Raw genomic sequence first — 25688 nt, 5'->3', positions numbered from 1 at the left:
TCATCACCGACACGAATATTCATATTTGTTTTGAGTAGCTTAAATACACTCTTGCTGGCGCGTTTGATCAAGGCACTACCAGAAACTGACTTGGCAACAGCCGGTTTTGGTTGATGTTTTAGCCAGTGCATAGGGATTTTAATAATTGAGCCAGGGGCCAGGGCCGAGACCTGTTCAATCTTGTTATAACGTATTAAATCAGTCCAGGTGTGCTGTCTGTTGAGAAGGCCTTGACTGACTTTTTGCAGGTTGTCGCCAGGGCGCAGCGTGTAGTGCCACTCTTCCACCTGAGGTGTTTGAGCAAACGATACCGAAGTTAGCGAGACGCTAGAAATAGCACAAGAAAGGCATAAGAGCATGACGAAGTTGATGACTGTCGTCGTTAGTTTATGGATATCAATACGTCCAAATTTCATAAATAAATCATGCTCACTACATTATTAATATCAAAGCTTCTAGCCAAGAGCAGGTTAAGAGCTGCTGTCCTTATCTCTAGTCGCCAACTTTTTCCAGCCTGTACCCATGTTGATAAACTGTTTTCACGCGAAATCCGTTCTCAGGTTTGATATGCAATTTGCGTCTTAAGCGACTGACATGCGTATCGACGGTCCGAGTATTGATGTTGATAGAAATTCCCCAAACCCTTTCCAACAGGTAGTCTCTCGATAGTAGGCGCCCAATGTTCTGAAACATGAAGACGGCTAAATCAAAATCTTTATCGGTCAGTGGCACGTCTTCACCAAAAGACACGATGGTTCTTTTAGTCAGATTAATCACATAAGGGCCAATAACCATCTCCTCTTGCTCTTCTACCTCGTTTGCGGAGCGTCTTGCTAAGGCGTTGACTCGAGCTTTTAACTCTCCAGGTCTGGCTGGTTTGACAAGATAGTCGTCAGCGCCTGCATCAAGGGCCGTTATAATATCGGCTTCGCTATCTCTGGAGGTCAGAAATATTACAGGTATCCGCCAGCTAAGCTCTGAGCGAATCGATTTAAGAACTTCGGTACCTTCCATGTCTGGAAGCTGCCAATCAAGGATTAACAAGTCATAACTGTTATGTAGTACTTCGTATAAAAAAGATTTGCCAGTCTGAAAGAAATCACAACTATGTTGGTTTTCTACCAGCATCGCACTAAGGTTTTGTGCTTGTTCCAGCTCGTCTTCTAACAAAGCAATTTTCATCATTATCCCCTAAATATATGTTCTGTATTATTTTTTTGTGTTTTTTCTAGTGTAGATGCTTTTTCTGAATTGTCTTGGAAATTAGCTAATATCCTACAGATAATACATGCTGAATCATTATCAAGATTGTTCTAAATTGTAATGCTTTTGTAGTTTTGTTTTCGTGGCACTGGAGGGCAGTTTTAAGCAAGTGATCATTTTGCTCGCTTTATCATGATTTAGAGATTAGTATCAGACCCCCTTGAATAGCGAGTTTCGCTGTTATAATGCTTAATTACATAGATGAAATGGTTGTACTAAGATGTCGCGTCAAAAAGAGATTCAGGACTTGTTGAGTAACAATTTTGAACTTGAGTTTATAGAGGTATTAAATGAGAGCCATATGCATAGCGTGCCTCCTAACTCTGAGACTCACTTTAAGGTGACTTTGGTTACTGAGGATTTTGAGGGAAAGTCTAAAGTTGCTCGTCATCAAAGTGTCTATGCCTTGCTTGGTGGCTTAATGGAGCAAGGCCTACATGCTTTGGCACTACATTTATATGTTCCGCAAGAATGGTCGAGTATCATGGGTGAGAAATCACCAGAGTCCCCAAACTGTATGGGTGGCTCTAAATAGTACAGCTGTAGCAGGCCAGAACCCTAAATAGCTGATAGATATTCAATTGGAATTGCCCTTTATTAGGAGTAGGTACGATGAGTCAATTTTTTCAGATTCATCCTGAGAACCCTCAGGCGAGGTTGATTAAACATGCGGCAGAGATCATTGAAAGCGGTGGTGTGATTGCTTATCCGACTGACTCTGCGTACGCACTAGGTTGCCATTTAGGCGACAAGAAGGCCGCCGATAAAATTAGGCAGATTCGAAAGCTTAATGAAAAGCATAACTTTACACTGGTATGTCGTGACCTAACGGATATATCAACCTACGCTAAAGTTGATAATCAACAATACCGCCAGATAAAGGCACACACACCGGGCCCTTATACGTTTATTCTCGATGCGACGACTGAAGTTCCGCGGCGTTTAATGAACCCAAAGCGACGTCAAATCGGTATCCGAATTCCGGACAACGAAATTGCTTTAGCCTTGCTGGAAGAGCTTGGTCAGCCAATAATGAGTACAACGCTTATTTTGCCTGGTGATGATATGCCTATGACTGACCCTTACGAGGTTCGTTCTTTGTTAGAGCATACGCTTGATTTGGTTATAGATGGTGGCTTCTGTGGCTTTGAGGCAACCTCTGTGGTGAACTTATCAGGCGAAGAAACGGAGATTGTTCGTAAAGGCTGCGGTGACATCTCGGCTTTCGAGGGCTAAGTATCACCGCTTGTTTAGGCGGGTACGGTTTATGCGTTTATCGTTAAGCGGAAGCTGTTATCCTTCGACAGAGCTGCTTGCTCACTATTATTGGTGATTTTGTTGGTTTTCAGTGCTTCATAGCGATGGGCGATATCATTTAATTTGTTATGCTCATTTTGTTCGCTAATTAGCTCATTAAAGAGATTATTACCAACTCCATATGCACCAGAAATCTTCACGACATTGTCTACGTAATCAAGTGTAGGCTGCTGTTTGCTCAAACGCTGAAAAGCCTCTTTAAAGTGTTTGTTGTTGTTAAGGTCAGTACTTATTTTTTCATGATCGCTTGGGCGCATCGCGCCTTTGATCTCAATGTTGCCGTAAATATCCTTCTCTACACTTAGCTGGGTTCTCGGGTTTAAGTTGTACTCAGCAAGCTTATTACGCAGAGTTTCCTTGAGGAAGGCTTTATCTTGGCCTAACTCCGTTTTGAATGTTTCAACATTTACCTTTTTACTTTGACTTTGAATGCCTAGTCTTAATAAAGTGACCGCATCGTCTAGCAATACTCGCTTTTCTGCTTGTTCTTTGCGTCTGGCACTGTCGTCTGCGTGGCTGCTGTTTTCAGTACCGTTTTGAGAGTCCTGACGTTGTAGTTGCTGAGGGATCTGTAAGGCTTGTTCTGTTGATATATGTGCCATGGTTATTTGCTCGCTAAGTTCCAGTTCGGCAATCAATGACCGTTTTCTGACAAAAAATGCTAGTTATCTAAGGAATAGCAAATTAAATGCCAAGCTTGTTAGGCGGCTAGGGTAAGTTAACATGGAATTGTCCCACCCCTAGATTTGAATAGCTGCTGGCAAAGAAGGGCTTTGCTTACTAGACTGCAGGGATTTGGTTTCTTAATAATTAGGCAATCTTGTTCTATGTCAGAAATGTCAGCGTATCGCGCACCGGTTTTACCTATTATTCTCACATTGTTGACGACGCTGGGTTGTTTTTATATACCCACCAAACTCATATTTATACCGGTTGTTCTAACCTCAATTGCTTGGGCTTGGGCCCACTATGCAAATGTGCAGAGTCTTCGTAGTCGTTATGCGGGACAAGAGCGATCACTGCTAAATGATAAGGCCACTGAACTCACTCAGGAAGCATGCGCAGTAATGAGTGAACAAGCAGAGCTTGTGAAGGAAAATCTTGTCCACATTAATCAGAAGGTGACTGAAAGCGCTGATCAGATTAGTGCCAGTTTTACCGGAATATCTCAGAAATCTGAACGACAAAGAGAGCTCTTGTTAAAAGTTGTTGCTATGGTCCATGAGGATGAAACAACAAGTGGAGAAGAGCAAGTAACAGTCAGGCAATTTGTTGATGAGTTGATGGGGATAATAGATAGTTATGTCAGATTATTGGTTGAGGTGAGTGAAAAAAGTATCTTTGCTGTTCACCGAATCGAGGATATGTCACATCATTTTGAACAAACTTTTACCTTGCTAGGGCAGATCAGGGGTATTGCTGATCAAACAAATTTATTGGCATTAAATGCGGCAATCGAGGCAGCGAGAGCTGGTGAAGCCGGCAGAGGATTTGCCGTGGTTGCTGACGAGGTACGTACCTTGTCGCAAAACTCAAACACCCTTAATGACAAAATATTTGAAACATCTGAGAACACAAAGCGCGCGATTGATGGTGTAAGCAAAATTGTGGGAGAGATCGCATCCTTGGATATGAATATGGCGATCAGTGCGAAAGCCCATGTCGATGAAATGCTTGTAGATTTGGAGCAAACAAATGTCACCATTGAAAATACTATGGATGAAGCTTCCGCTTATACAGAAACGTTAAAAGTGGACGTGGCTGACGCGGTCAGGAGTTCACAGTTTGCTGATAATGTTAGTGCCGATATTAACTCTTTTCTGCAACAAAACTCTTTGTTACAAGAGGCGCTGAATAAGGTAAGGAGTGTGTCCAGTGAAGCCGAAATACTCGACTTATTGCAAGAGATTGGCAAGCAAAAGAGTGGCTCTAAGAGCAGTGTTGCGGCAGAAGCGAGTGATGACAATGTCTCATTGTTTTAACGCAAAATATTAATCAATAGCGTGGGTGGGTAGTACAGACAATGGGAATGAATGTTCTAATTGTGGACGATCATGAATCGAATCGTATTCTAGTAAGGTATTTGCTTGAATCCGAAGGCCACGACTGCATCGAAGCTGAAAATGGGCAGATAGCAGTCGAGCAGTTTGATGAGCACCAGCCAGACTTTGTTCTGATGGACATTGTCATGCCTGTTATGGATGGCTATGAAGCCGCGTCCTTAATTAAAAAGCGCGCAGGCGATACCCATGTTCCTATTATTTTTCTGACAGCAAAACATGATGAGAAATCTTTGCTTGCTTGCCTGGAGAGTGGTGGAGATGATTATTTACCAAAGCCCATTAATGGCATTGTTCTAAAAGCGAAGATTAAGGCTCATGCGAGAACTCAGGAGCTTACCCAGCAAGTTCATGCGAAAAACAGTGAGCTAACCCGTCTACACGCGACATTAACGCAAGAACATGAGATGGGGCGTCATGTATTAAATCATACGCTCAAGAGGAGCTTGCAGAACTGTAAAAATGTTAAAAGCTATCTTTCTTCAATGTCGACCTTTAATGGCGATATCTTTCTTTTGGCCGAAAATCCAAGTGGTGGTTTATATGCTTTTCTCGGTGACTTTACTGGTCATGGTTTAGCTGCAGCAATTGGTACGATTCCTGTCTCGCAAGCATTTTTCTCCATGTGTGAAAAAAGTATGCCGATTATGGAAATTGCGTCTTCGATGAATAAGTCCTTAAAGTCCTTTTTGCCTGAGTACATGTTTTGCGCCGCGACACTAATACATGTGCCAGAATCGGGAGATAAAGCATTAGTATGGGCAGGGGGGTTGCCAGATGCGTATATTACAAGACCTGGGGAGGGGCTTGTAAGTGTCGTAAAGTCGAGACATATGCCGCTCGGTATCGTGCCGGCAGAGCGCTTCAATAGTGAGATAGAACTACACGAATTACGTTATGGTGATAAGTTGTTTATGTTCACTGACGGAATTCTTGAAGGAAGCCCTACAGACAGTGATGAAATGTTTGGTGAAGAACGAGTGATGGACTCACTTGACCGCCGAGTGAAAGAGGGCGGGCAAGAGCGTGTGTTTGACGGCCTACTGGATGACTATCATAGCTTCAGCCAAGGTTCTGCGCAGCAGGACGATATCTCTTTGGTTGAAATCACCGCAGGCCCAATTGATAATTCTAGTGTAATAGATCTTGAACCAAAGACGAATTTGCCTTGGTCAGTTAATGTCGATCTTGATGCAGAGAGAATACACTCTCAGCCTGACCCCATTGTGCAGGTCATTAAAGTGTTGCCAGCAGATCTGTTTTTGTACCGTCGAGCCGATATGATCAGGACTATTTTGTCTGAGCTTTACTCCAACTCGCTGGAGCATGGTTTATTAGCCTTAGACTCTACTATAAAAGGCAGTCATGACGGATTTACAAAGTACTATCAGCAGCGTCAGGAACGGATGGACGCCTTGGATGCGGGCCGCATTAGCATTAGTGTGAGCTTTGATTACGAGCGTTCCGGTAGTGAGTTGAAAATAAGTCTCAGAGATACCGGGAAAGGCTTTGATTTTGCTTCACAGAACGAAGACCTGGCAATGAATACTAAACCATGGGGGCGCGGAATTGCGCTGGTCCGATCTCTGTGTGAAACGGTTGAATATAGTGATGAAGGCCGCTGTGTCGAGGCGACCTTGGCACTTAATCCGAATGATAGAAAAGAAAGATATCCACCAATTGCTCCGGCATAATTTCTTCGAATTGGGATAAAAGCTTTTCGTTTCGACGTATTTCTTGAAACTCATCACTATCAAATAGGCCTGAAAGGGCCATGATAGGAAGTAGCAATTCGGCGGTAACATCTTCACCTTTGCAGAACCATGCCTTTTCTTTGTAGAAGAAACCTTCCATAAAGCCTGTGCACCAGCTTTCAAGACAGGCATCGTAGTGAGTTTCGCTGTCGTCATCAGTTTCATCGCTGTAGGGTAAGAGTATATCGCGGTCTTCATTAATCTCTTCAAGCAATGTCGACTTGATCTCTTCGATACAGCTTTCAATAGTGGCGATTTCAGATTCACTAAGCTCGATATCATCATTGCCAAATAGCACAGAGATAAGAGTGTTAGTGTCAAAGTCTACCGGCCCGATAACACTGGCGCATACAAGGCCGTGAAAGCCAAAATAATCCAAAGCCTCTTCATTTAGATGCTCGGCAAAAAGAATATCTTCGAGCTGTTCAATTTGTTGTTCGCTTAGTGACATTTGCTAAAACCGTATGACAGTGCAACCAATGCGTTCATGTGTGTATGGGCGCTGGTTGGGAGCGGGGTGGTATAAAAAACGAGAGTATAAACTGATTTTCCACAGATTAGTATCTGCAGTACCTGGTAAGCATAAAAAAGCCGGTAAGAACTAATTGCTCATACCGGCTCTGAGGTCTTTCAGAACTTAATTAGCGGAAATGCTATTCAGTATCTGTAGTCTGAGTTGCTTTACTGTCTTCAGCTTTTGCTGTTGATTCAGCGGGGCTCACCTCAACCTTAACAGCTGACAGCTCTGGTGACTTAGGAGCCGCCGCGCTTTCAGTTTCAGCTGATTGCGCTCTTGGGTCATTGTGAACCCGGTTAGAGCGGTTAGGTCTACGACGGCGAGCTGGCTTTTTAACTTCGACTTTATGCTCATCAGCCGGCTTCGCTTCGGCTTTAGGGCTTGTATTGCCAGTTATTTCTTTTGTCGCGCTTTCCTTATCAGCAACAGCTTGCGTCTTCGTTGGAGAGGCATCCGACTTGCTGTTTGTCGCTTTATTGCCTCGATTTCTACGAGGGTTACGGCTACGAGGTCGGCGAGTCGAAGTTTTCTCTTCGCTATCACTAGAGCTGGCATCTGATGTAGTTACTTCAGTTGCAGTTTCATCACTTGTTTCTGCTTTGCTCTCTTTTGCTGCTTTAGGCGAATCTACAGCTTTAGTTTCGGCAACTTCAGCTTTATCAGAGCTTTTATTTTCCTTGCTTTCAGTTGCAGCAGGTGCAGGGCTAGCGTTGCTACTCGCTTGAGGCAATGAACTCTTCTCTTCTACCTTAGGTTTTGAGACTTCTGCTTTAGGCTCAGTTGTAGCGACAGGCTTAGTTGTTTCCTTAAGGCTTTCGCTTGCTGTGCTAACTGCACCCTTGGTGTCAGTTTCAGCATTCTTCGTAGGAGCTTTGCTACGGCGCTCGCCACGGTTTTCTGAACGTCTACGGTTAGAAGAGCGAGTAGTGGATTTATTTTCGCTGCTTTTAGCTTCAGGCTTTGTGGTATTGGCTTCTACACTGTCGTCCGCTTTTGCTAAGGTATTGTTTACCACGGGCGCTTCTTCAGGGCGTTGTTTATCCTCATATTTCTTGGCAGGACGGTTACCGCTACGATTTCTGCGCTGCGAACCTTCTTTGTTCTGAGTGCGTGAATCGTTTTGCTTCTGGTCGCGAGTGTTCTCAGAATTTGATCTGTTGCCGCGATTATCATTGCTACGACGCGAGTCATTGTTTTGATTGCGTCGGTTACGTTGGTTGCCGCGATCATCTCTGCGATTTTCATCGCGTTGATTTCGATTTTGGCCAGACTTATTACGGTTGCGGTTGTTGCCTGAAGCGTTATCGCCAGACTGAGAGTCTCGTTGCTTGTTTCTATTCTTCTGGTTACTGCGGTTGCCTTGAGTGCTGCGCTGCTGCTTTCTAGCAGGTGCTTCATTAGCAACAGAGGAGGCTTTCTCTTCTGCGCTGAACATTGCCGATAGCTTGGATTTCAAACGCTTCATTAGGCCAGTTTCTTCGCTTTGCTCAGCTTGCTTTTGAGGTGCAGCTTCAGTTGCAGGCGCTGAAACTTGAGGTGCAGGGCTAGCATGTGAAATAGATTTAACCGCAGCTTCTTCGCGCACGACTTCTTTTGCTGCGGCTGTTGGAACTGCTTGTTCCTCTGGCTGTGTTGTTTCTATTTTGTAACTAGCTTGATCATCACTGGTTTCGTCTTCACGAAGTCTACGTAACTCATAGTGAGGCGTATCCATAGCCATGTCAGGAATGATGATAACGCGAACAGACTGCCTGCGTTCAATCTCCTGAATTTGTTGGCGCTTCTCGTTTAATAAGAAAGTAGCGACAGGAACCGGCAGGACTGCTTGGACCGAACCTGTTTTCTCTTTAGAGGCTTCTTCATACATTAGGCGCATGATTGACAGTGCTAAAGATTCAACGTCACGAATCGTACCTTGTCCGCTACAGCGAGGGCATACTGCTGCGCGGGTCTCACTTAGTGAAGGTCGTAAACGCTGTCGTGACATTTCAAGGAGCCCGAAACGAGATATCTTGCCAACCTGAACGCGTGCGCGGTCAAGTTCTAGGGCTTTACGCATGCGGTTTTCAACGTCACGTTGATTTTTTGCAGGGCCCATATCGATAAAGTCGATAACAACCAAACCACCCATATCTCGTAAACGAAGCTGGCGAGCAATTTCTTCTGCAGCTTCAAGGTTAGTTTGAAGTGCTGTCTCTTCAATGTCGCTGCCCTTAGTTGCACGAGCTGAGTTGATATCGATTGAAACAAGTGCTTCCGTTGGGTCGATAACAATTGAGCCGCCAGAAGGCAGTTTTACTTCGCGTTGGAACGCTGTCTCGATTTGAGCTTCGATCTGATAACGGCTGAATAATGGCGTTTCGTCTTGGTAGAGTTTGATCTTGCTTTCATAAGCAGGCATAACTGAACGAACGAAATTTAGAACATCTTCAAACACAAGCGGTGCGTCAACAAGTACTTCGCCAATGTCCTGGCGCAAGTAATCGCGAATAGCACGGATGATGACATTGCTTTCCTGGTATATGAGGAAAGGAGCGGGGCGGCTTTCAGAAGCGCTGGTAATTGATTCCCAAAATTGTAGAAGGTAATCAAGGTCCCATTGTAGCTCTTCTGTTGAACGACCTACGCCAGCAGTACGAACGATAACACCCATGTTGCGTGGCGTTTCAAGGCCGGACATGGCTTCTTTAAGTTGTGAGCGGTCGTCGCCTTCGATGCGGCGAGAAATGCCGCCAGCACGTGCGTTATTAGGCATAAGAACCAAGTAACGACCGGCAAGGCTGATAAAGGTCGTCAGTGCGGCGCCTTTGTTGCCACGCTCTTCTTTATCAACCTGAACTATAACTTCCTGACCTTCTCTTAAGGCTTGCTTGATATTGACCCGGCCTTTACCGGCAGCGGGGTCAAAATATTCTTTAGAGATTTCTTTTAAAGGGAGGAAACCGTGGCGCTCAGCACCAAAATCAACAAATGCAGCTTCAAGGCTGGGCTCGATACGAGTGATCTTACCTTTATAAATGTTTGCTTTTTTCTGTTCGCGAGAACTCGCTTCGATATCAAGATCGTAGAGTTTTTGGCCGTCTACAAGGGCAACACGTAACTCTTCACTTTGAGTTGCGTTTATAAGCATTCTTTTCATGAATGAAATCCAGTTTTGTGCTGGAAATCGCAGGAAGACAGCTTGGTTTAAAGTAAAATTACTCAGCTATAAATCAAGTTAGCGAGCTAACAAATTCCAATACATAGCAGCAACACCCAGTACCCGTGACAAATTCGCGGTGGGGAAGTGGCCACATATGGCGTTTGTTGGTTTTACTTCTATTTCCTAACTATTGTCTGGTCTTATTGCTTCCTTCAAATGATCTGGGCATATGTATTTATGCTCGCTCAAGTCCGGTGCTGCCTTTCAACGCTAAGAAGTAAGTGATAGTGCGTACTAACATTAATGGTCTGCGTTCAATCGCAAGACTTTGTTGTCTGCATCACTTACGGGCTATAAATTCTGTTTTCCTAATGCGATTCCACGCTTTAGTTTTATTTCCAGAGCTTAAATTGCTCTGGAATCCTAATTAATTTACGACATGACAGAGCTTTCTATACCGTGTCGTGTTGTCTGTACTTTCTACTTTTCACTCTGTTGGTGGAAAGGCTCGCTTTATGTATTCTTTTTCATTGCGTGCGTACAAAACTTTCAACGCCTATTTAGCTTGTGTCGCAAGCAAATAGCTGTCGGTTTTCTGTCTATATAATCTGTCGTCTTACTGCTCCGTGGGCTTTTAGCTATATAGTTGACTGAACTCAGCTGAATCTATATAGGGGAATGCGCCTTTCAATGTAACTTTTTTACGGGACCAGTGTGTTGAAGGTGGGCTGATGACAGTGGAAAAAACGGATGAACCAAGTTTGTATTCCTGAGATTTCTTGTCACTCACTCTATATTGTCTGTTACTGCTAATCGATCACAGCGAGCGGGCTCCTTACAACAACGCAGAAATATAGCAGTAATTACTTGTCGCAGCAAATATATCAAGTAATATGACTGATTTTTAAGGCGCATCCAAAGTTCAGGGTGATCTAAGTAGAGAATAGAATGAGTGAAAAACAAGCCGCTGAAGGTGGTGAAAAGCGCAAAACAAATGACAGGCCAGCTGTCCGCATCGTAACAGTAACGGCAAAGAATGAAGGGCAGCGAGTCGATAACTTTTTGCTTTCTCAGCTTAAGGGTGTGCCAAAGTCTAAAATATATAAAGTCATTCGAAAGGGTGAGGTGCGGATTAATAAGGGGCGCTGCAAGCCTGAAACCAAATTGGCGATTGATGACCTTGTTAGAATTCCACCGATTGTTGTTGCAAGTAGCTCTAAAGGCGCTATTAGGGTGAGTGACAATCTTCTTGAGTTTATTGCCTCAGCTATTATTTATGAAGATAAGCAGCTGCTAGTAATCAACAAGCCTTCCGGTTTAGCTGTGCATGGCGGAAGTGGCGTTAATTACGGCTTAATTGAGGCGCTACGCAAGCGTTACCCGGAAACCCAGTTTCTTGAGTTGGTGCACCGCTTGGATAGGGATACATCGGGTTGTATCTTGGTGGCTAAGTCGCGGCCTGCCTTGCGAGACTTGCATGCGCAGTTTCGTAATGATGAGGTTAACAAGATTTACCATATGGCCGTTTTCGGTAAGTGGCCAAAGCATAAAAAGCGCGTTGACGCGCCCCTTAAGAAGAATGAATTAAAATCTGGTGAACGCATTGTTGTTGTACACCAGGACGGGAAGCCAAGTCAGACCTTGTTCAAGATCTTATCTAGTGCTGAGAATTTTACCTTAGTCGAAGCTAAGCCGGTGACCGGGCGAACTCATCAGATTCGTGTTCATGCCGCATTTTCCGGGCATGCAATTGTGGGGGATGATAAGTATATCCCGCGCGATTTGGTGCAGTTTAGAGGAATGGAAAAAGCTCGATTGATGCTGCATGCAAAAGAGATTCACTTTACCTTGCCTGGCGGTAGGGCGATGAGTTTTGAGGCGCCCTACGACGAAGTATATGAAGCTAATTTGAAAAAGATGGGCTTGGTGTAGTGTTATGAAGTACCCTGTATATATATTTGATTGGGACGGGACTTTAGTCGACTCTGAGCAGCATATTGTTGCGAGTCTTGAGTATGCCGCTAATAAGCTCTCCTTGCCCGATCTCGGGCATGATGCCTATAAGAATATTATTGGTTTAGGGATGGTGGAGGCTTTGCAAAGCTTGTATCCAAGCCTGTCGGATAAGGATGTTGAAAATATGCGGCAATCTTATGCGGAGTTCTTTTTTCGCCGTGAGATGACGCAGGAAAATCTGTTTGACGGCGTTATTGAGACGCTTGAGGCGCTTAAGGCGGGTGGTCTTAGTTTGGCAGTTGCTACAGGTAAGAGTCGAAATGGCTTGAATCTCGCGTTAAAGGCGACCGGGCTTGGGCACTATTTTGATATTGAGCGCTGTGCGGACGAAACACGCTCAAAACCTCACCCAATGATGCTGGAAGAGATTTGTTCATACTATGGTGTGCCTGCGAAAGAGTGCGTGATGGTTGGCGACACGGAGTATGACTTGAAGATGGCTTCAAATTTCGGGATGGATGCAATCGGTGTGAGTTATGGGGTTCATGAAGTGAGTCGCTTGTCCGTACATGAGCCAAAAGCAATAATTGATCATTTTTCAGAGCTGATAAAGCTGAATGTAAGTTAGAGGGTAGTAAATTTTGGATTCAGAGAATAATACTAAAGAGTGGAAGTTGATTGAAAAGACTGTTTCTCAGTTAGGTGTTGAGCAGCGTAAGGCTCGTCGCTGGGGTGTGTTTTTTAAGCTGCTAACATTTGCTTATCTTTTTGTCTTATTGTTTATGATGAGCGAGGGTTTATCGCCGGATAAGATAAGTGATACTGAACAATATACCGCATTGGTTAATCTGGAAGGTGTGATTGCTTCAGGCGAAGAGGCGAATGCAGACTTTTTGGTGACGGGTTTGAGAGCAGCTTTTGAAGCTGAGGGAACTCAAGCTGTTGTCTTGCGCATTAATAGTCCTGGTGGCAGCCCGGTTCAATCAGGGTATGTTTATGATGAAATTAAACGACTTCGTGGCTTATACCCTGAAACGCCACTCTATGCAGTGATCAGCGATATTGGTGCTTCAGGTGCATATTACATTGCTGCGGCTGCGGATAAGATTTACGCTGATAAGGCAAGTTTGGTTGGTTCTATCGGTGTAGTGGCTTCAGGTTTTGGTTTTGTTGATACGATGAAGAAGCTTGGCGTCGAAAGACGTTTATATACAGCGGGAGCTCATAAGGGCTTTCTAGATCCTTTTAGCGATGAAAAGGGTGATGAGGTTGAGTTTTGGGAGTCGGTGCTGAATACCACGCATCAGCAGTTTATTGCTAAAGTGAAAGAAGGGCGTGGAGAGCGGTTGAAGGTTGATGAAGAGATCTTTAGTGGTCTGATCTGGAGTGGTGAGCAGGCCTTGGAAAAAGGTTTGGTTGATGGTTTGGGTAGTGCAGGTTATGTTGCAAGAGAAGTGGTTGGAGCTGAGGAAATTATTGATTTTACGCCGCAGCCAGACCCCTTTGAGCGCTTCACGAAAACGCTGGGTATTGCGGCAGGGAGTGCTGTAGGTAAACTTTTAACGACTAGCCCACTGACTATTCAGTAGTATGGTTTAGAATGACTAAAGGCGAGCATTAGCTCGCCTTTTTTTGTGCCTGGGAAATTCTAGCTATTCCAGAATAGTGTATTTCTTTCAGGTCGGGAAAGCTAAGTCGCTGGTCTATAACAGTATTGCTGCGTATAAATGAAGCTGAGTAGAGTTATGTACGTGGTTATCCCGGTGCCATTTTGATTTGGTCGTTGTAGGTTTGTAGCTAAATTGCAGGCATAAAAAAAGCGATCCGAAGATCGCTTTTTTGAAGGCTAGCTAAAGATTACTTAGCTGCTTTCTTTGCACGCTCTTCTTCCATTACTTTTTCAGCAACAGAGTTAGGGCATTGTGCGTAGTGATCAAATTCCATAGAGAACTGACCACGACCAGAGGTCATTGTACGTAGTGAGCCGATGTAACCAAACATTTCTGAAAGTGGTACATTTGCTTTGATGCGCACGCCAGAAGCGCCTGCATCCTGACCTTCGATCATGCCACGACGACGGTTCAAATCACCAATTACGTCACCAACGTGATCTTCAGGCGTAAATACGTCAACCTTCATGATTGGCTCAAGAAGCTTAGGTTGTGCCTTTGGAATTGACTGACGGAAAGCGCCTTTTGCAGCAATTTCAAATGCAACAGCAGAGGAGTCAACCGCGTGGAAACCACCGTCGAACAGCTCAACCTCAACATCTAGTACTGGGAAGCCAGCAAGAACACCGGTCTCCATCATGCTTTGGAAGCCTTTCTCGATAGCTGGGAAGAATTCCTTAGGTACGTTACCACCTACAACTGTAGATGAGAATGTGAAACCAGAATTCTGCTCACCTGGCTTGATACGGTAATCGATCTTACCGAACTGACCAGAACCACCAGACTGCTTCTTGTGCGTATATGAATCTTCAACTTCAGCCGTGATTGTTTCACGGTATGCAACCTGAGGTTCACCAACTTCTAGCTCAACGCCATAAGTACGGTTCAGGATGTCTACTTTGATGTCTAGGTGAAGCTCACCCATTCCGCGTAGAATTGTTTCACCTGAGTCTTCGTCAGTGTGAACCTGGAATGTTGGATCTTCTGCAACCATCTTACCGATCGCGATACCCATTTTCTCAGAACCGCCTTTGTCTTTAGGCTTAACAGCAATCGAGATTACTGGCTCAGGGAAGACCATCGCTTCAAGTGTACATTCGTGCTTGGGATCACAAAGTGTGTGACCTGTTTGAACGTTTTTCATGCCGACGATTGCAAGGATGTCACCAGCTTGAGCTGAATCTAGCTCGTTACGATCTTCAGCTTCCATCTCACACATACGGCCGATACGCTCAGTCTTACCTGTGAAGGAGTTAAGTACTGTGTCGCCTTTGTTCAGCTTACCTGAATAAACTCGGATAAAGGTAAGTGCGCCGAAACGGTCATCCATGATCTTAAATGCAAGTGCGCGGAATGGCTCGTCAACAGCAACTGTAGCAACTTCGCCAGTTGGCTCGCCCACTTCATCAGTCAATGGCTGAGGAATAACTTCTGTGGGTGAAGGCAAGTAGTCAACAACAGCATCAAGAATTAACTGGATACCTTTGTTCTTAAATGCAGAGCCACAGTAAGTAGGGAAGAATGTCAGGTCATTAGTACCTTTACGAATACAGGCTTTGATCTGTTCCGTAGTTGGCATTTCGCCTTCCATGTACGCCATCATGATGTCGTCATCAACCTCAACAGCTGTTTCAATCAACTGCTCGTGATACATGTCTACATCGTCAACCATATCGGCTGGAACGTCTTCTACTTTGAAGTTTTCAGGTAGGCCTGTGTCATCCCAAACATAAGCTTTCTTAGAAAGAATATCGACAACACCAACAAAGTCATCTTCGGTTCCGATTGGAAGAGTCATAACTAGCGGCTTAGCGCCTAGTACGTTCTCTACCTGGTCAACAACTTTCAAGAAGTCAGCACCTAGACGGTCAAGCTTGTTTACGAAGATGATACGAGCAACGCCAGACTCATCTGCATAACGCCAGTTTGTTTCTGATTGAGGTTCAACACCACCAGAACCACAGAATACACCGATACCACCATCAAGAACTTTCAAAGAACGATATACTTCTACTGTGAAGTCAACGTGTCCAGGAGTATCTATGATGTTCATGCGGTGATCATCCCAGAAGGTTGTGATCGCTGCAGACTGGATAGTAATACCACGCTCAGCTTCCTGCTCCATAAAGTCAGTTGTAGATTCACCATCGTGAACCTCACCAGTCTTATGGATCTTACCAGTTAGCTTTAGAATACGTTCTGTAGTGGTTGTTTTACCAGCATCAACGTGAGCGAAGATGCCTATATTTCTGTATTTGGATAGATCTGTCATTATTCTACTCAATAAGTTCAGGGCGGAAAAAAATTTGCGGTAGTATACAGGATTTTTTTCGAAAGTTTGAAAAAAAACGTAACATTTTATGCCTGGGCAAAAAATAGTCGTATTTAATTTATTTAGGCAGCTATTTTTTCTGCCATGGGCTGTTACATAAGTCGATATAAAGCGCTTCAACTTTGCTACGAGCCCAAGGGGTTTTTCTTAGGAATTTTAAGCTGGACTTAATGCTCGGGTCGTATTGAAAGCAACGAACAGGAATTCTATTGCCTAGTTCTTCCCAGCCGAAATGAGATTCAAGCTTTATAAGAATCTTTTCTAAAGTCATTCCATGAAGAGGGTCGTGGGACTGGTCATGCACCTTGTGTGTCTCGCTATATTATTCGCCGGTTTTAATCAGGTAGATACCATCACTCTCTATACGGATCTGCCGTTGTTTATAAAGTGTGCCTATTGCGGTCTTGAATGCTTTTTTACTGATTGAAAATGCATCGTATATTTCCTCTGGCTTACTCTTGTCAGAAAGAGGCAGGTAGCCTTCACTTTTTTCTAACCTGTCGAGCACTCTCTCGGCTAAATTTTCTATTTTCTTAAATCCGGGAGCATGAAGCGACAGGTCTACTTTACCGTCATTTCTAACTTGCTTGATAAAGCCTTTAACTTTTTGGCCAATCTTGAGGGGGCGGACGACATCACTAAAAAATAAAAGGCCCCAATATTGGTTGTCAATAACGGCACTGTAGCCTAAGTCCGTTGTAGCAGAGATTGCTAAGTCTACTTTTTGGCCTTGTTTATAATCGTTAGGGAGGCGACCAATATACTTGTTGAGTTTTGTTGACGCGGCAATGCGGTGAGTTTCTTCATCAGTGTATATGTATACAAGGTAAGACTTTCCAACTTCCATTGTCATATGTTGTTGGTTATAAGGTACCAGCAAATCCTTTGGTAGCCCCCAGTCTAAAAAAGCGCCGATATTATTTACATCCGTTACTTCTAAAAACGCGACTTCGCCCACTTGCGCCCGTGGTGTTTGGGTCGTGGCGATAAAGCGATCTTTGGAGTCAAGGTAGACGAAAACATTAAGCGGATCACCAACTTCACAATCTTCAGGCACATAGCGTTTTGGCAGAAGTATTTCACCAAGCCAGCCGCCTTGTAGGTAGGCGCCCTGAGGCTCGAATTTGATAACTTCTAATAAATTATTGCGACCGATTTTTGCCAAAGTATACGTACCTGTTCAGACAGATTTGAGGGAGTAATTTTCGCAGAGTGTACATCTCTTTTACGTCAATCACTAGGTATATTCCTAAAACTATATTAGTATTGTCTAATATAGTTAAGGTTTAATTGATGATGTGAGCTAAAAGAGGAAGGTTAAGTGAACAATAACGAGCCCTTGGTAATCGATTACTTTAGTGATGTTCTGTGTATCTGGGCGTGGATTGCCCAAAGACGAATTGAGGAAATGAAAGAAGAGTGGGGGGAGCAGGTTTTGCTGCGCCGACATTATATTAACCTCTTCGGCGATACGAAAACGCGAATGGCAAAACAATGGGGGGAGCGCGGTGGCTACGAAGGCTTCGGTCGTCATGTGCAAGATGCTGCGGCTCCTTATGATAATGCGCCGGTTAACCCGGAAATCTGGAAGACTGTGCGGCCAAAATCCTCTTTGAATGCGCACTTAGTCCTCAAGGCTTGTGAGCTAGCGTATAGCCCTCAGCGCTCTGCTGATTTAATGCTGTTAGTGCAAAAAAGTTTTTTTGTCGATAATCTGGATGTGGGCTTGCTTGATAATGTGCTCTTGCTGGCTAAGCAAAGTGGTATGGATAGCGATGCATTAAAAACCTTGATTGATGAAGGTGATGCGGCAGCACTATTGATGAGCGACTATCAGAAAGCAGCAGAACTGAATATTAAAGGCAGTCCTTCATGGATTATGAATAATGGTCGACAAGAACTCTTTGGAAACGTTGGTTACCGAATATTACGAGCCAATATTAAAGAGGTCTTGTCGAAACCGGGCTATGAAGCGAGCTGGTGCTAGTCTACGTCGGTGCCGGCTTCATCTTCTCCGATCACTTCTTTTTCTTTTAGGGCTGCTTCGTACCAATGCTTCATTGAAGGTAGGGTAAGCAAGCGGTCGATATAAGCTCTGCTGGTATCCGATACTTCAATTTGATAAGTCGCAAAACGGGAAGCAACCGGAGCAAACATGCAGTCGGCAATGGAGAACTCTCCAAACAACCAATCGCCATCATGGCGGTTGAGCGCATCTTGCCACATGCCGTCGATGCGTTGAATATCCTTAATGCAGTCCTCATGGAGGTTGACTTTACGAGTAGCCCGGCAGTTCATAGGCAGGGCGCTTCTTAAGGCTGGAAAACCTGAGTGCATTTCAGCGCAGTAGGCTCGGGCAGTGGCTCTGTCACTTGGGTCTTCAGGCCAGCCTTTACCTTTAAGATATTGCTCGGAAACATACTCACAAATTGCCAATGAGTCCCAGACTGTAAGGTCCTTACCTTCCTTGTCATCAATCAGTACAGGAACTTTGAAGGTGGGGGAGTAATCCGCGAGGCGCTGATGGGTATTTTCTTCAAAAAGGAATACTTTAATTTCGTCGAACGGGATGTCAAAGTGAGTCAGTAATAGCCAGGGCCGAAGTGACCATGATGAATAATTCTGATTACCAATAACTAGTTCCATATCTGTCTTCCTATTTTTAGTGTTTATCCGCCTGAACGTTTTACTTTGTAGCCTTGCTCAGTAAGAATCTTCAATAGCAGTTCACGGTGATCGCCTTGGATTTCGATATTTCCATCCTTCACTGCACCACCGACACCACATTTCTTTTTGAGCTCTTTGGCGAGACCTTTTAGCTCGTTGTTTTTTAGCAGTATTCCACTTAAGACGGTCACACCTTTGCCTTTTCGGCCTTTCGTGTCGAGGCTTACACGTACGATGCCGTCTCCCTCTGGAGTTTGGTCTGCAGAGCAAGTGCATTCGTCAATGGCTTGTTCACACTCTGGACAAGTTCGCCCTGTTTCGGTGGAGTAGACAAGTCGATTGTTTCTAGGCATTGCTTTTGCTCTCTTTGAGTTCCATATGTGAAGAATGTTTTAAATTACTTTTATTGAGGTGGCGCACCCAATACAGTGCACCCGTGCCAACTATTATATTAGCAAGGCTTGTGGCCAGATATATACCCGCGAGATCAAAAAAATTACCAAGCGCTAATGCCAAGGGAATAAAAATTACGATTAAGCGTAGAAGTGACATGACCAAAGAGGGCATTGGTCTGCCGATACCGTTAGCTGCTGACGAGCTCAGCATAATGATGCCAAGAAATAGATAGCTGATAGGCACTAAGTATAAGTAGAGGGTGGAGGACTCAATAACTGATTCGTCTGCCGAAAACAACCCGGTTAGAGGCTTGGCAAATAGCCATAAACAAACGCTTGCCCCCAGTCCCCAAAGTGCAACGAACTTGAAGCTCATCTTAAGTGCTTCGAAAACCCGGTCATGTTTTTCTGCGCCCCAATTTTGGCCAACAAAAGGGCCCATAATGGAGGTTAGCCCCATAATTACGACAAGAAAGATTGCTTCAATACGTGACGCAACACCAAAACCGGCAACAGACTCGGGGCTGAATCGGGCTACAAGCCAGGTTGTTATCGCGATTGAAAGTGGTGCAATTAGATTTGTTCCTACAGCGGGAACAGCTATTTTGAGGATTGCCTGCCAGCTTTGTAATACCCGGCCATAGCAGCTCTTAAGGCTCAAGAAGTCGAACTTCTTTATCAATACATACAAACCAATTACCAGGGCAATCGAATACGCACAAACGGTTGATATGGCAGCGCCAGCTAGCCCAAGTTTAGGGAAACCAAGCAAGCCGAAAATTAGAATGGGGTCTAATATCATATTCACTATTGCAACGCTTATCATAACCATGCTGGGTAGTTTTGTATTGCCGGCAGCGCGAATAGCCGAATTACCGACCATCGGTATAACCACTACAAAGCTGGCTAGAAACCAAATATCCATAAACTCATGTATGAGCTCAAACAAGTCCTGCGGTGCGCCAAGTAGGGTGAAGATCGGATCCATAAAATGGTAGCCAAGTACGGCAAAGCAGATGGCTACGATCAGGGCGATTAATATCGCTTGTGTGCAGTATGCTTGCACTAAGGTATGTTGTTGAGCCCCAATTGCACGAGCGATAACGGAAGAAGTTCCAATGCCAATGCCAAATGCCAGACTTAATAGGATAGAGATAATTGGAATGGTAAAACTCATTGCGGTGAGTTCGCGAGTGCCGAGTTGTCCGACATAATAGGTGTCTACAATGTTCATCGACATGATGGCCAAGATGCCGCCAATCATAGGAACCGTCATTTTGTAGAGCTGCTGGCTGATATTGCCTTCGGTAAGGTTGCGTTTTCTCAAAATATTAACGAATAGTTATACTTCAGTGTCGTAGGCTAGAGGATGAATAGAATCTTTAGGGGACTATATCACGAACTTCGATGAAAAGAGTGCTTAAAGGGAGGGGAGATCAGGGCGCGTCTTTTTGCTGTTCATTGGGTTTGCCCTCAGCTGGCGTTTCATCGGAGTTTTGTTTTGCATCACTATCATCGCTTGGTGCTTGCGTTTTGTGCTTATGTACCTGGCTCATTTTGGATCTGAGCACTTCCATCTGTTCCTCTTGAGTCTCAATCATTTCTTGTAAAGCATCTTCCTGCTCAGCGATAAAGTGAAGAGACATATTGAATGCTTGTTTAGTAAACTCAAGAACGCGTTCGTAGCCTTCATCCGATAGCTGTCTCGCTTGGTCTTGAGAACGGTAAATATTGATGAACTGTCGCTCTCTTTCATAATGAAGAGGAAGGCGTCCGGCACCCCAGTCATTCAAGATTTTCCATGTGTCTGGTGCGTAGGTTCTACTGTATTTGAGAATGAAAGGAATAGGGTCGTTTCTGGCAAGAAGGGCGGCCAGGCGGAGTATTAGTTCGAAAGAGAGAGTGGCTGTGCCATTCTCTACAGCTTCGATAACGGACTTATCTTTCAGGTTTACAGCTTCGCTAAGCTCACTAACTGTCAGGCCGGCAACCTCGCGAAGGTCTTTAAGGGACTGACCGGCAGATACCATAAGTTTTAATTGGTCCTGCGACTGAATGATGGCCTTGCCGACTTTATAGGACGTGCCGCCAGTTTTCTTAGCGAACTTGAAGGCGCTCGTGGTTGCACCTGAAACACGCCCTAAAAAGTTACTGATAGACTCTTCAGACACCCAAGGTTCAGTTTTTTCACTCTTGGAGCGAGAGTTTGCAGACTTTTTTTCATCTGACTTGGGCTTTTCAGAGTTTTTCTCGCTCATATGTCGTGCCACGCTATATCAGTGTCGAGTGTTACCGAATCAAGCTCTATTGCTAAAGAGCATTGGCTAAGGCATTCGCGCTAACTTGCTGTAAAGAAATAAAGTCTAATAAGACTTCAGCACTTTCCTCAACGATAAAGTCTGGTTCTTGTGCTTTGTCTGTTTCAATAGGCTTTTCATCTTCGCTGTCACGCCAGGCCTGAAGAGATTCAAATTCTGGCTTTTGTTCAAGTCGGCGGCGCTTGTTAAGTAAGTCCAAGCGTGCCTTGTCGAAGGCTTCGTCTTCGGTTTTTCGTTTTTGTTCGTTAATCGTTACTTTTTCTATACCGCGCTGAGATTCTAGTAATTCTATTTCTTCTAACAAAAGTACGTATTCAGGATGTTGTGTAATACGTGTGATATGGCTCTCGGCTAGTTTTTGGCTAAGCGGGCTCAAGGCGCCCACCTTGCTAAATTTGGCTGAAGCAATGGAGTCCCACTCAAGTGCGTGATCCAGGGCATCTTCACCTACTTTCGAAGTATCAATGGTGTCAGGTAAAATAATATCCGGGACAACGCCTTTGTGCTGGGTGCTAGCGCCAGAGATTCTATAAAACTTGGCTTGTGTTATTTTTAACTGGCCATGGTTAAGTGGGCGAACTGCTTGTACAGTCCCTTTGCCGAATGTTGGTGTACCCATTACGATACCGCGACCATAATCCTGAATTGCGCCAGCAAAGATTTCAGAGGCAGAGGCGCTTAGTCTATCTACCAAGACAATGAGCGGACCGTCGTACATCAGTTTAGGATCGGGATCATCCAATACCTCAATGCGGTGATTGGCTCCTCTGATTTGCACGGTAGGGCCTTCATGTATAAATAGTCCGGTTAGTTGATTAGCCTCATCGAGAGAGCCGCCACCGTTCCCGCGTAAATCAATCACAAGTCCGTCTAAAGCTTGTTCTGCCTGCATTTCTTTTAGTAATTTGAGCGTGTCTCGTGTCGTGCTCTTATAGTTTGGGTCACCTTCTTGCATGGCTTTGAAGTCAGCGTAGAAAGTTGGGATATCAATAACGCCAATTCGATGATTTTTTCCGTCGCGCTCTATATCAAGTACTGAACTGGCAGCCGCTTGTTCCTCGAGCTTAACTTTGTCGCGAACGATTTTAATTTCTATTGTGTCAGTATCTAGTTTGGCAGTATGCGGTATGACTTTGAGTCTGACTTTAGAATGCTTGGGGCCTCTAATGAGCTCAACGACTTCATCAAGTCGCCAGCCAATTACCTCAACCATATCGCCTTTCTCTCCTTGGGCAACACCAACAATACGGTCAGCAGAGTGAAGTTTGCCTTGTTTCTGTGCTGGCCCGCCAGCAACTAGACGGACCACTTTAGTAAATTCATTATCTGCTTGTAGTACGGCGCCGATACCTTCTAAGGATAAGCTCATATTAATGTTGAAATTTTCTGAAGAGCGTGGTGAAAAATAGGTGGTATGAGGATCGTATAGGGTAGTGAAGGCATTCATGTAGGCAGAAAATGCATCTTCACTTCTTACTTGTAGAGTTCGCTTTAGCTGGTTTTGATAACGCTTTAGTAAGGACTCTTTAATTTCTTCGTTGGTTTTACCGTCTAGTTTTTGAGACAGGGCCGTATTTTTAGTTCGCTTGCGCCAGATATTATCCAGCTCTGTTTCACTTGTTGCCCAGTCTACTTCTGAACGGTCAGTTAAAATATATTCGTCTTTAGTAAAGTCTAAGGTGTTCAGCTTGGTATTGAGAAATTCAATTTGTTTATTGAGGCGAGTGATTACTCGCGTCTGGTAGCGGTTATAAATTCTGAATGCAGGGTCTAACTGACCAGTTTTTAAGGCACTATCTAAGCGAAAGCGGTAAATCTCGAACTCTGTAATATCTTCGCTAAGAAAATAAATTCGAGAGGGATCGAGTGAATCAAGGTAGTTTTCGTAAACCTTCTCAGAAAGTGTTTTATCGATGTGCTGCTTGCGGTAATGATTTAGCGATAATGAGCGAGCAACATACAGGCTTGCTTCTTGTTGGGCTCTTGTTGGAGCGAGTTCTTCAGTAAATTCTGCTTTGCTTTCTTTAGCGTAAACAGAAAGGGAAAGCGAGCTGATTAGAACGCTAAGTAGAAGGGTGTAAATATTTCGCTTCGTTATCATCATAAGAATAATTTTGCCAATAAATGAGCATATAAAATATACGGTTACTTCCGATTGTATGTGATCAGCGCAGGCCTAGCCAGCCAAGATGCGATTAATTATTGTTAATTGGGTTGTGATTGGGTAACTAAATGAAAACAGGCTTTCTACCGCTTTTTGATCGCCATTTTGAAACTGGCTCTGTTGTTAATTGTTTTAGATGCTAGACTCTATCTTTAGATGCTTTAATGGCTGGGACGATCTACATGAGTGTAAATCGATCTAAACATAAAAATTGTTGCTGATAGTACGAGGTATATTAATGTCACTTCTTGATAATATTCAGAATTACTACGAATCCTTGGTAATTGAAACACTGGCTAAAGAGGTAGAAGGGCAGGATTTTGATGAGGATGTTCTCACCGATGTGCTTTGTATAGCCTTAAACCATTTGCCACCACGATACATTCGCCATGAAGTGGATATGTTTTTCTACACCTCACCCACTGAAAGTCATGAGGTTGAAGACAAGGCACGCAAAGCGGTAATCGACGCTTTGGAATATGTGAAGAAAAGTGATCGATACGAAAAGTAGCCGTTTAGAATAAACGTTACAATCTCATCGTGATGAAGCCAGCTTTCTATATTAGTTAGCTGGTTTTTTAATTTATGGCTTGAGACAAGTTCTTGGTTTGTCACTTTACTGCTCTCTGTTATGATAGCGCGTCCTTAAAACGCTTCGGTACTACTTGTCCTTATGAGCCTTAAAAAAACCTACAAAGTTATTTTTTATAATAATGAAGATATCTACGAGATTTACGCTTCTCATGTATATCCCTCGGAACTATACGGCTTCATTGAGGTGGAGCAGCTTCTTTTTGGTGAAAAGAGTCAATTGCTTGTAGATCCTAGTGAGGAGCGTTTGAAGAACGAGTTTACTGGTGTTAAACGAACTTATATTCCAATGAATGCGATCGTCAGAATTGATGAGGTTGAGCAAGAAGGCACGCCCAAGATCTCTGGAAGCCGCAGTTCTGTTGCCAGTTTTCCTTCGGGTGGGCGACCAGACAAGTCGTAGATCCTTCTGCCCGCGTTACTTATTATCAGAATAAAAAGCCAGGAGAATGACCATGTTATTTATTAGTCCATTATATGCTTCATTGTTAGTGATCCTTATCGTGTTTCTAGCTTATCGGGTGACAACCTTTCGTAGAGATGAGGGAATATCCATTGGTGATGATACTGGCTCAAAAGCAATGAAGAGCGCTGTGCGAGCGCATGCTAATGCAGTAGAGAATATACCTGTAGGGATTGCTTTACTGCTAATGCTCGAGTTAAACCACTTAACACCCTGGCTTATACATGTGTTCGGACTGACGCTACTATTGTCTCGTATTGCACATGCTTATGGCTTATCGAAGAAGAATGGTCCGACTAAAGGTCGTTTTTACGGTACTTTGTTTACATGGTTGTGCTTGCTGGCAATGGCCGTTGTTAATATTCTAATTTTAGTCACTCGATAAGACATGACACCAGAACGTTACCAAAAACTAAAGCGCACGTTAGACCTCAGACAGCCAGATTTAACGCTACTGACAGAACAGATTCATAAGCCGAGAAACATTGCTGCACTGGTTCGAACCAGCGATGCGGTCGGTATCCAAGAACTAAATATGGTATGGCCCTGGGATAAGCATCGCCCTTATAGTGGTACGGCAATGGGCAGTGATCGTTGGGTGGATATTGTTCGACATGAGTCAATGCCAGAGGCGATTGATACCCTGCATGAAAAGGACTATAAGGTTTATGCTGCGCATCTGTCTGATAGCGCAATTGATTATAGGGATGTTGACTATACTAAGCCTTGCGCGATTCTATTAGGTAATGAAAAGAAGGGCGTCAGTGATATCGCAGCGGCCAAGGTGGATCAGCATATTGTGATTCCGATGCTTGGTATGGTGGAGTCATTTAACGTATCGGTTGCCGCAGCCATTATTCTCGCTGAAGCGCAAAGGCAGCGGTCCTTGGCTGGGTCTTATGATCAGGTTCGTTTAGATGGTAAAACCTATCAGGAAACTTTCTTTCGCTGGGCGCACCCTAAAGTCGCTAGCTATTGCCACCAGAACAAACTTCCATATCCCGAAGTTAGTGAAGAGGACGGTGAGATAATAAACCCCTCACAATGGTATGCGAGTATCAGAGCTAAGCGTGATTCTG

At 44.2% G+C, this 25688-nt stretch carries 23 protein-coding genes and 2 pseudogenes; 12 read left to right on the top strand and 13 right to left on the bottom strand.

The genetic code is table 11. The features are described from left to right. Both A3735_RS15240 and A3735_RS15235 read right to left on the bottom strand, forming a co-directional pair. Nucleotides 1–416, bottom strand: a pseudogene (locus tag A3735_RS15240) (LysM peptidoglycan-binding domain-containing protein); the annotation flags it as partial. Nucleotides 417–492: 76 nt separating this feature from the next. Then, a complete protein-coding gene (locus A3735_RS15235; RefSeq protein ID WP_231872080.1) occupies nt 493–1185 on the bottom strand; it encodes a response regulator transcription factor in 693 nt (230 codons plus the stop codon). Between the two features lie 298 nt (nt 1186–1483). Here A3735_RS15235 and A3735_RS15230 point away from each other — a divergent pair, with 298 nt between their 5' ends. Further along, the gene (locus tag A3735_RS15230; protein ID WP_068509757.1) at nt 1484–1798 is read left to right on the top strand and encodes a BolA family transcriptional regulator; all 315 of its coding nucleotides are present in this window, start codon (nt 1484–1486) and stop codon (nt 1796–1798) included. Between the two features lie 77 nt (nt 1799–1875). Next, nucleotides 1876–2499 (top strand): L-threonylcarbamoyladenylate synthase, encoded by a 624-nt coding sequence (locus A3735_RS15225; RefSeq protein ID WP_068509760.1) that lies wholly within the window; start codon nt 1876–1878, stop codon nt 2497–2499. Between the two features lie 29 nt (nt 2500–2528). On the opposite strand, the gene A3735_RS15220 is transcribed toward A3735_RS15225, so the two are convergent. Further along, complete coding sequence (locus A3735_RS15220; protein WP_156499694.1) at nt 2529–3182, bottom strand: hypothetical protein; 654 nt, start codon at nt 3180–3182, stop codon at nt 2529–2531. A gap of 804 nt (nt 3183–3986) precedes the next feature. On the opposite strand from A3735_RS15220, the pseudogene A3735_RS32585 reads away from it, so the two are divergent. Next, nucleotides 3987–4562, top strand: a pseudogene (locus A3735_RS32585) (methyl-accepting chemotaxis protein); the annotation flags it as partial. Between the two features lie 47 nt (nt 4563–4609). Further along, nucleotides 4610–6334 carry a fused response regulator/phosphatase gene (locus A3735_RS15210; protein ID WP_068507963.1) on the top strand — a complete coding sequence of 575 codons (1725 nt, stop codon included), beginning with the start codon at nt 4610–4612 and terminating at the stop codon, nt 6332–6334. Here A3735_RS15210 and A3735_RS15205 read toward each other — a convergent pair. Beyond that, on the bottom strand, nt 6285–6845 hold the full coding sequence (locus A3735_RS15205; RefSeq protein WP_068507962.1) for a YecA family protein: 561 nt from the start codon (nt 6843–6845) through the stop codon (nt 6285–6287). The two genes, A3735_RS15210 and A3735_RS15205, sit on opposite strands and share 50 nt — an antisense overlap. A 202-nt stretch (nt 6846–7047) precedes the next feature. After that, complete coding sequence (rne, locus tag A3735_RS15200; protein WP_068507959.1) at nt 7048–10050, bottom strand: ribonuclease E; 3003 nt, start codon at nt 10048–10050, stop codon at nt 7048–7050. Between the two features lie 951 nt (nt 10051–11001). Between rne and rluC the strand changes: the two genes are divergently transcribed. Genes rluC through A3735_RS15185 form a run of 3 tightly spaced genes read left to right on the top strand, consistent with a single transcriptional unit; the run spans nt 11002 to nt 13598 of the window. Next, a complete protein-coding gene (rluC, locus tag A3735_RS15195) occupies nt 11002–11985 on the top strand; it encodes a 23S rRNA pseudouridine(955/2504/2580) synthase RluC (RefSeq protein ID WP_068507957.1) in 984 nt (327 codons plus the stop codon). A gap of 4 nt (nt 11986–11989) precedes the next feature. Then, nucleotides 11990–12637 (top strand): HAD-IA family hydrolase, encoded by a 648-nt coding sequence (locus tag A3735_RS15190; protein WP_068507955.1) that lies wholly within the window; start codon nt 11990–11992, stop codon nt 12635–12637. A gap of 13 nt (nt 12638–12650) precedes the next feature. Continuing rightward, nucleotides 12651–13598, top strand: coding sequence for a S49 family peptidase (locus A3735_RS15185; RefSeq protein ID WP_231872200.1), 948 nt, complete (start codon nt 12651–12653; stop codon nt 13596–13598). Between the two features lie 268 nt (nt 13599–13866). On the opposite strand, the gene fusA is transcribed toward A3735_RS15185, so the two are convergent. From fusA to A3735_RS15170, 3 genes are all read right to left on the bottom strand, one after another. After that, nucleotides 13867–15951, bottom strand: a complete 2085-nt coding sequence (gene fusA, locus A3735_RS15180; RefSeq protein ID WP_068553036.1) for an elongation factor G — start codon at nt 15949–15951, stop codon at nt 13867–13869. Between the two features lie 130 nt (nt 15952–16081). After that, complete coding sequence (locus A3735_RS15175) at nt 16082–16315, bottom strand: VF530 family DNA-binding protein (protein WP_082865102.1); 234 nt, start codon at nt 16313–16315, stop codon at nt 16082–16084. A gap of 18 nt (nt 16316–16333) precedes the next feature. Next, nucleotides 16334–17176, bottom strand: coding sequence for a S1 RNA-binding domain-containing protein (locus tag A3735_RS15170; protein ID WP_068507950.1), 843 nt, complete (start codon nt 17174–17176; stop codon nt 16334–16336). A gap of 156 nt (nt 17177–17332) precedes the next feature. Between A3735_RS15170 and A3735_RS15165 the strand changes: the two genes are divergently transcribed. Continuing rightward, nucleotides 17333–17998, top strand: coding sequence for a DsbA family protein (locus A3735_RS15165; RefSeq protein ID WP_068507947.1), 666 nt, complete (start codon nt 17333–17335; stop codon nt 17996–17998). Here the strand turns inward: A3735_RS15165 and A3735_RS15160 are convergent. The 5 genes from A3735_RS15160 to A3735_RS15140 all read right to left on the bottom strand — a co-directional run bounded on the left by A3735_RS15160 (nt 17995) and on the right by A3735_RS15140 (nt 23495). After that, nucleotides 17995–18657: a glutathione S-transferase family protein gene (locus A3735_RS15160; RefSeq protein ID WP_068507945.1), complete on the bottom strand. Its 663-nt coding sequence runs from the start codon at nt 18655–18657 to the stop codon at nt 17995–17997. The genes A3735_RS15165 and A3735_RS15160 overlap by 4 nt on opposite strands. A gap of 23 nt (nt 18658–18680) precedes the next feature. Beyond that, complete coding sequence (locus tag A3735_RS15155; protein ID WP_068507944.1) at nt 18681–19031, bottom strand: translation initiation factor Sui1; 351 nt, start codon at nt 19029–19031, stop codon at nt 18681–18683. Continuing rightward, nucleotides 19024–20400: an MATE family efflux transporter gene (locus A3735_RS15150; protein ID WP_082870300.1), complete on the bottom strand. Its 1377-nt coding sequence runs from the start codon at nt 20398–20400 to the stop codon at nt 19024–19026. The genes A3735_RS15155 and A3735_RS15150 overlap by 8 nt, the downstream gene beginning before the upstream one ends. A 109-nt stretch (nt 20401–20509) precedes the next feature. Continuing rightward, on the bottom strand, nt 20510–21331 hold the full coding sequence (locus tag A3735_RS15145; RefSeq protein WP_068507942.1) for a RodZ family helix-turn-helix domain-containing protein: 822 nt from the start codon (nt 21329–21331) through the stop codon (nt 20510–20512). Between the two features lie 52 nt (nt 21332–21383). Beyond that, nucleotides 21384–23495, bottom strand: a complete 2112-nt coding sequence (locus tag A3735_RS15140) for a carboxy terminal-processing peptidase (protein ID WP_068507940.1) — start codon at nt 23493–23495, stop codon at nt 21384–21386. A gap of 298 nt (nt 23496–23793) precedes the next feature. On the opposite strand from A3735_RS15140, the gene A3735_RS15135 reads away from it, so the two are divergent. From A3735_RS15135 to trmH, 4 genes are all read left to right on the top strand, one after another. After that, complete coding sequence (locus A3735_RS15135) at nt 23794–24066, top strand: late competence development ComFB family protein (RefSeq protein ID WP_068507938.1); 273 nt, start codon at nt 23794–23796, stop codon at nt 24064–24066. 162 nt (nt 24067–24228) lie between these two features. Then, nucleotides 24229–24549 (top strand): DUF1820 family protein, encoded by a 321-nt coding sequence (locus A3735_RS15130; protein WP_068507936.1) that lies wholly within the window; start codon nt 24229–24231, stop codon nt 24547–24549. A 52-nt stretch (nt 24550–24601) separates the two neighbouring features. Next, a complete protein-coding gene (locus tag A3735_RS15125; protein ID WP_068507986.1) occupies nt 24602–24994 on the top strand; it encodes an MAPEG family protein in 393 nt (130 codons plus the stop codon). Between the two features lie 3 nt (nt 24995–24997). After that, a partial coding sequence (gene trmH, locus A3735_RS15120) for a tRNA (guanosine(18)-2'-O)-methyltransferase TrmH (protein ID WP_068638223.1) occupies nt 24998–25688 on the top strand: 691 nt, incomplete at its 3' end.

The organism is Oleiphilus sp. HI0061, from assembly GCF_001635675.1.
This window is presented reverse-complemented; position numbering and strand designations above follow the sequence as displayed.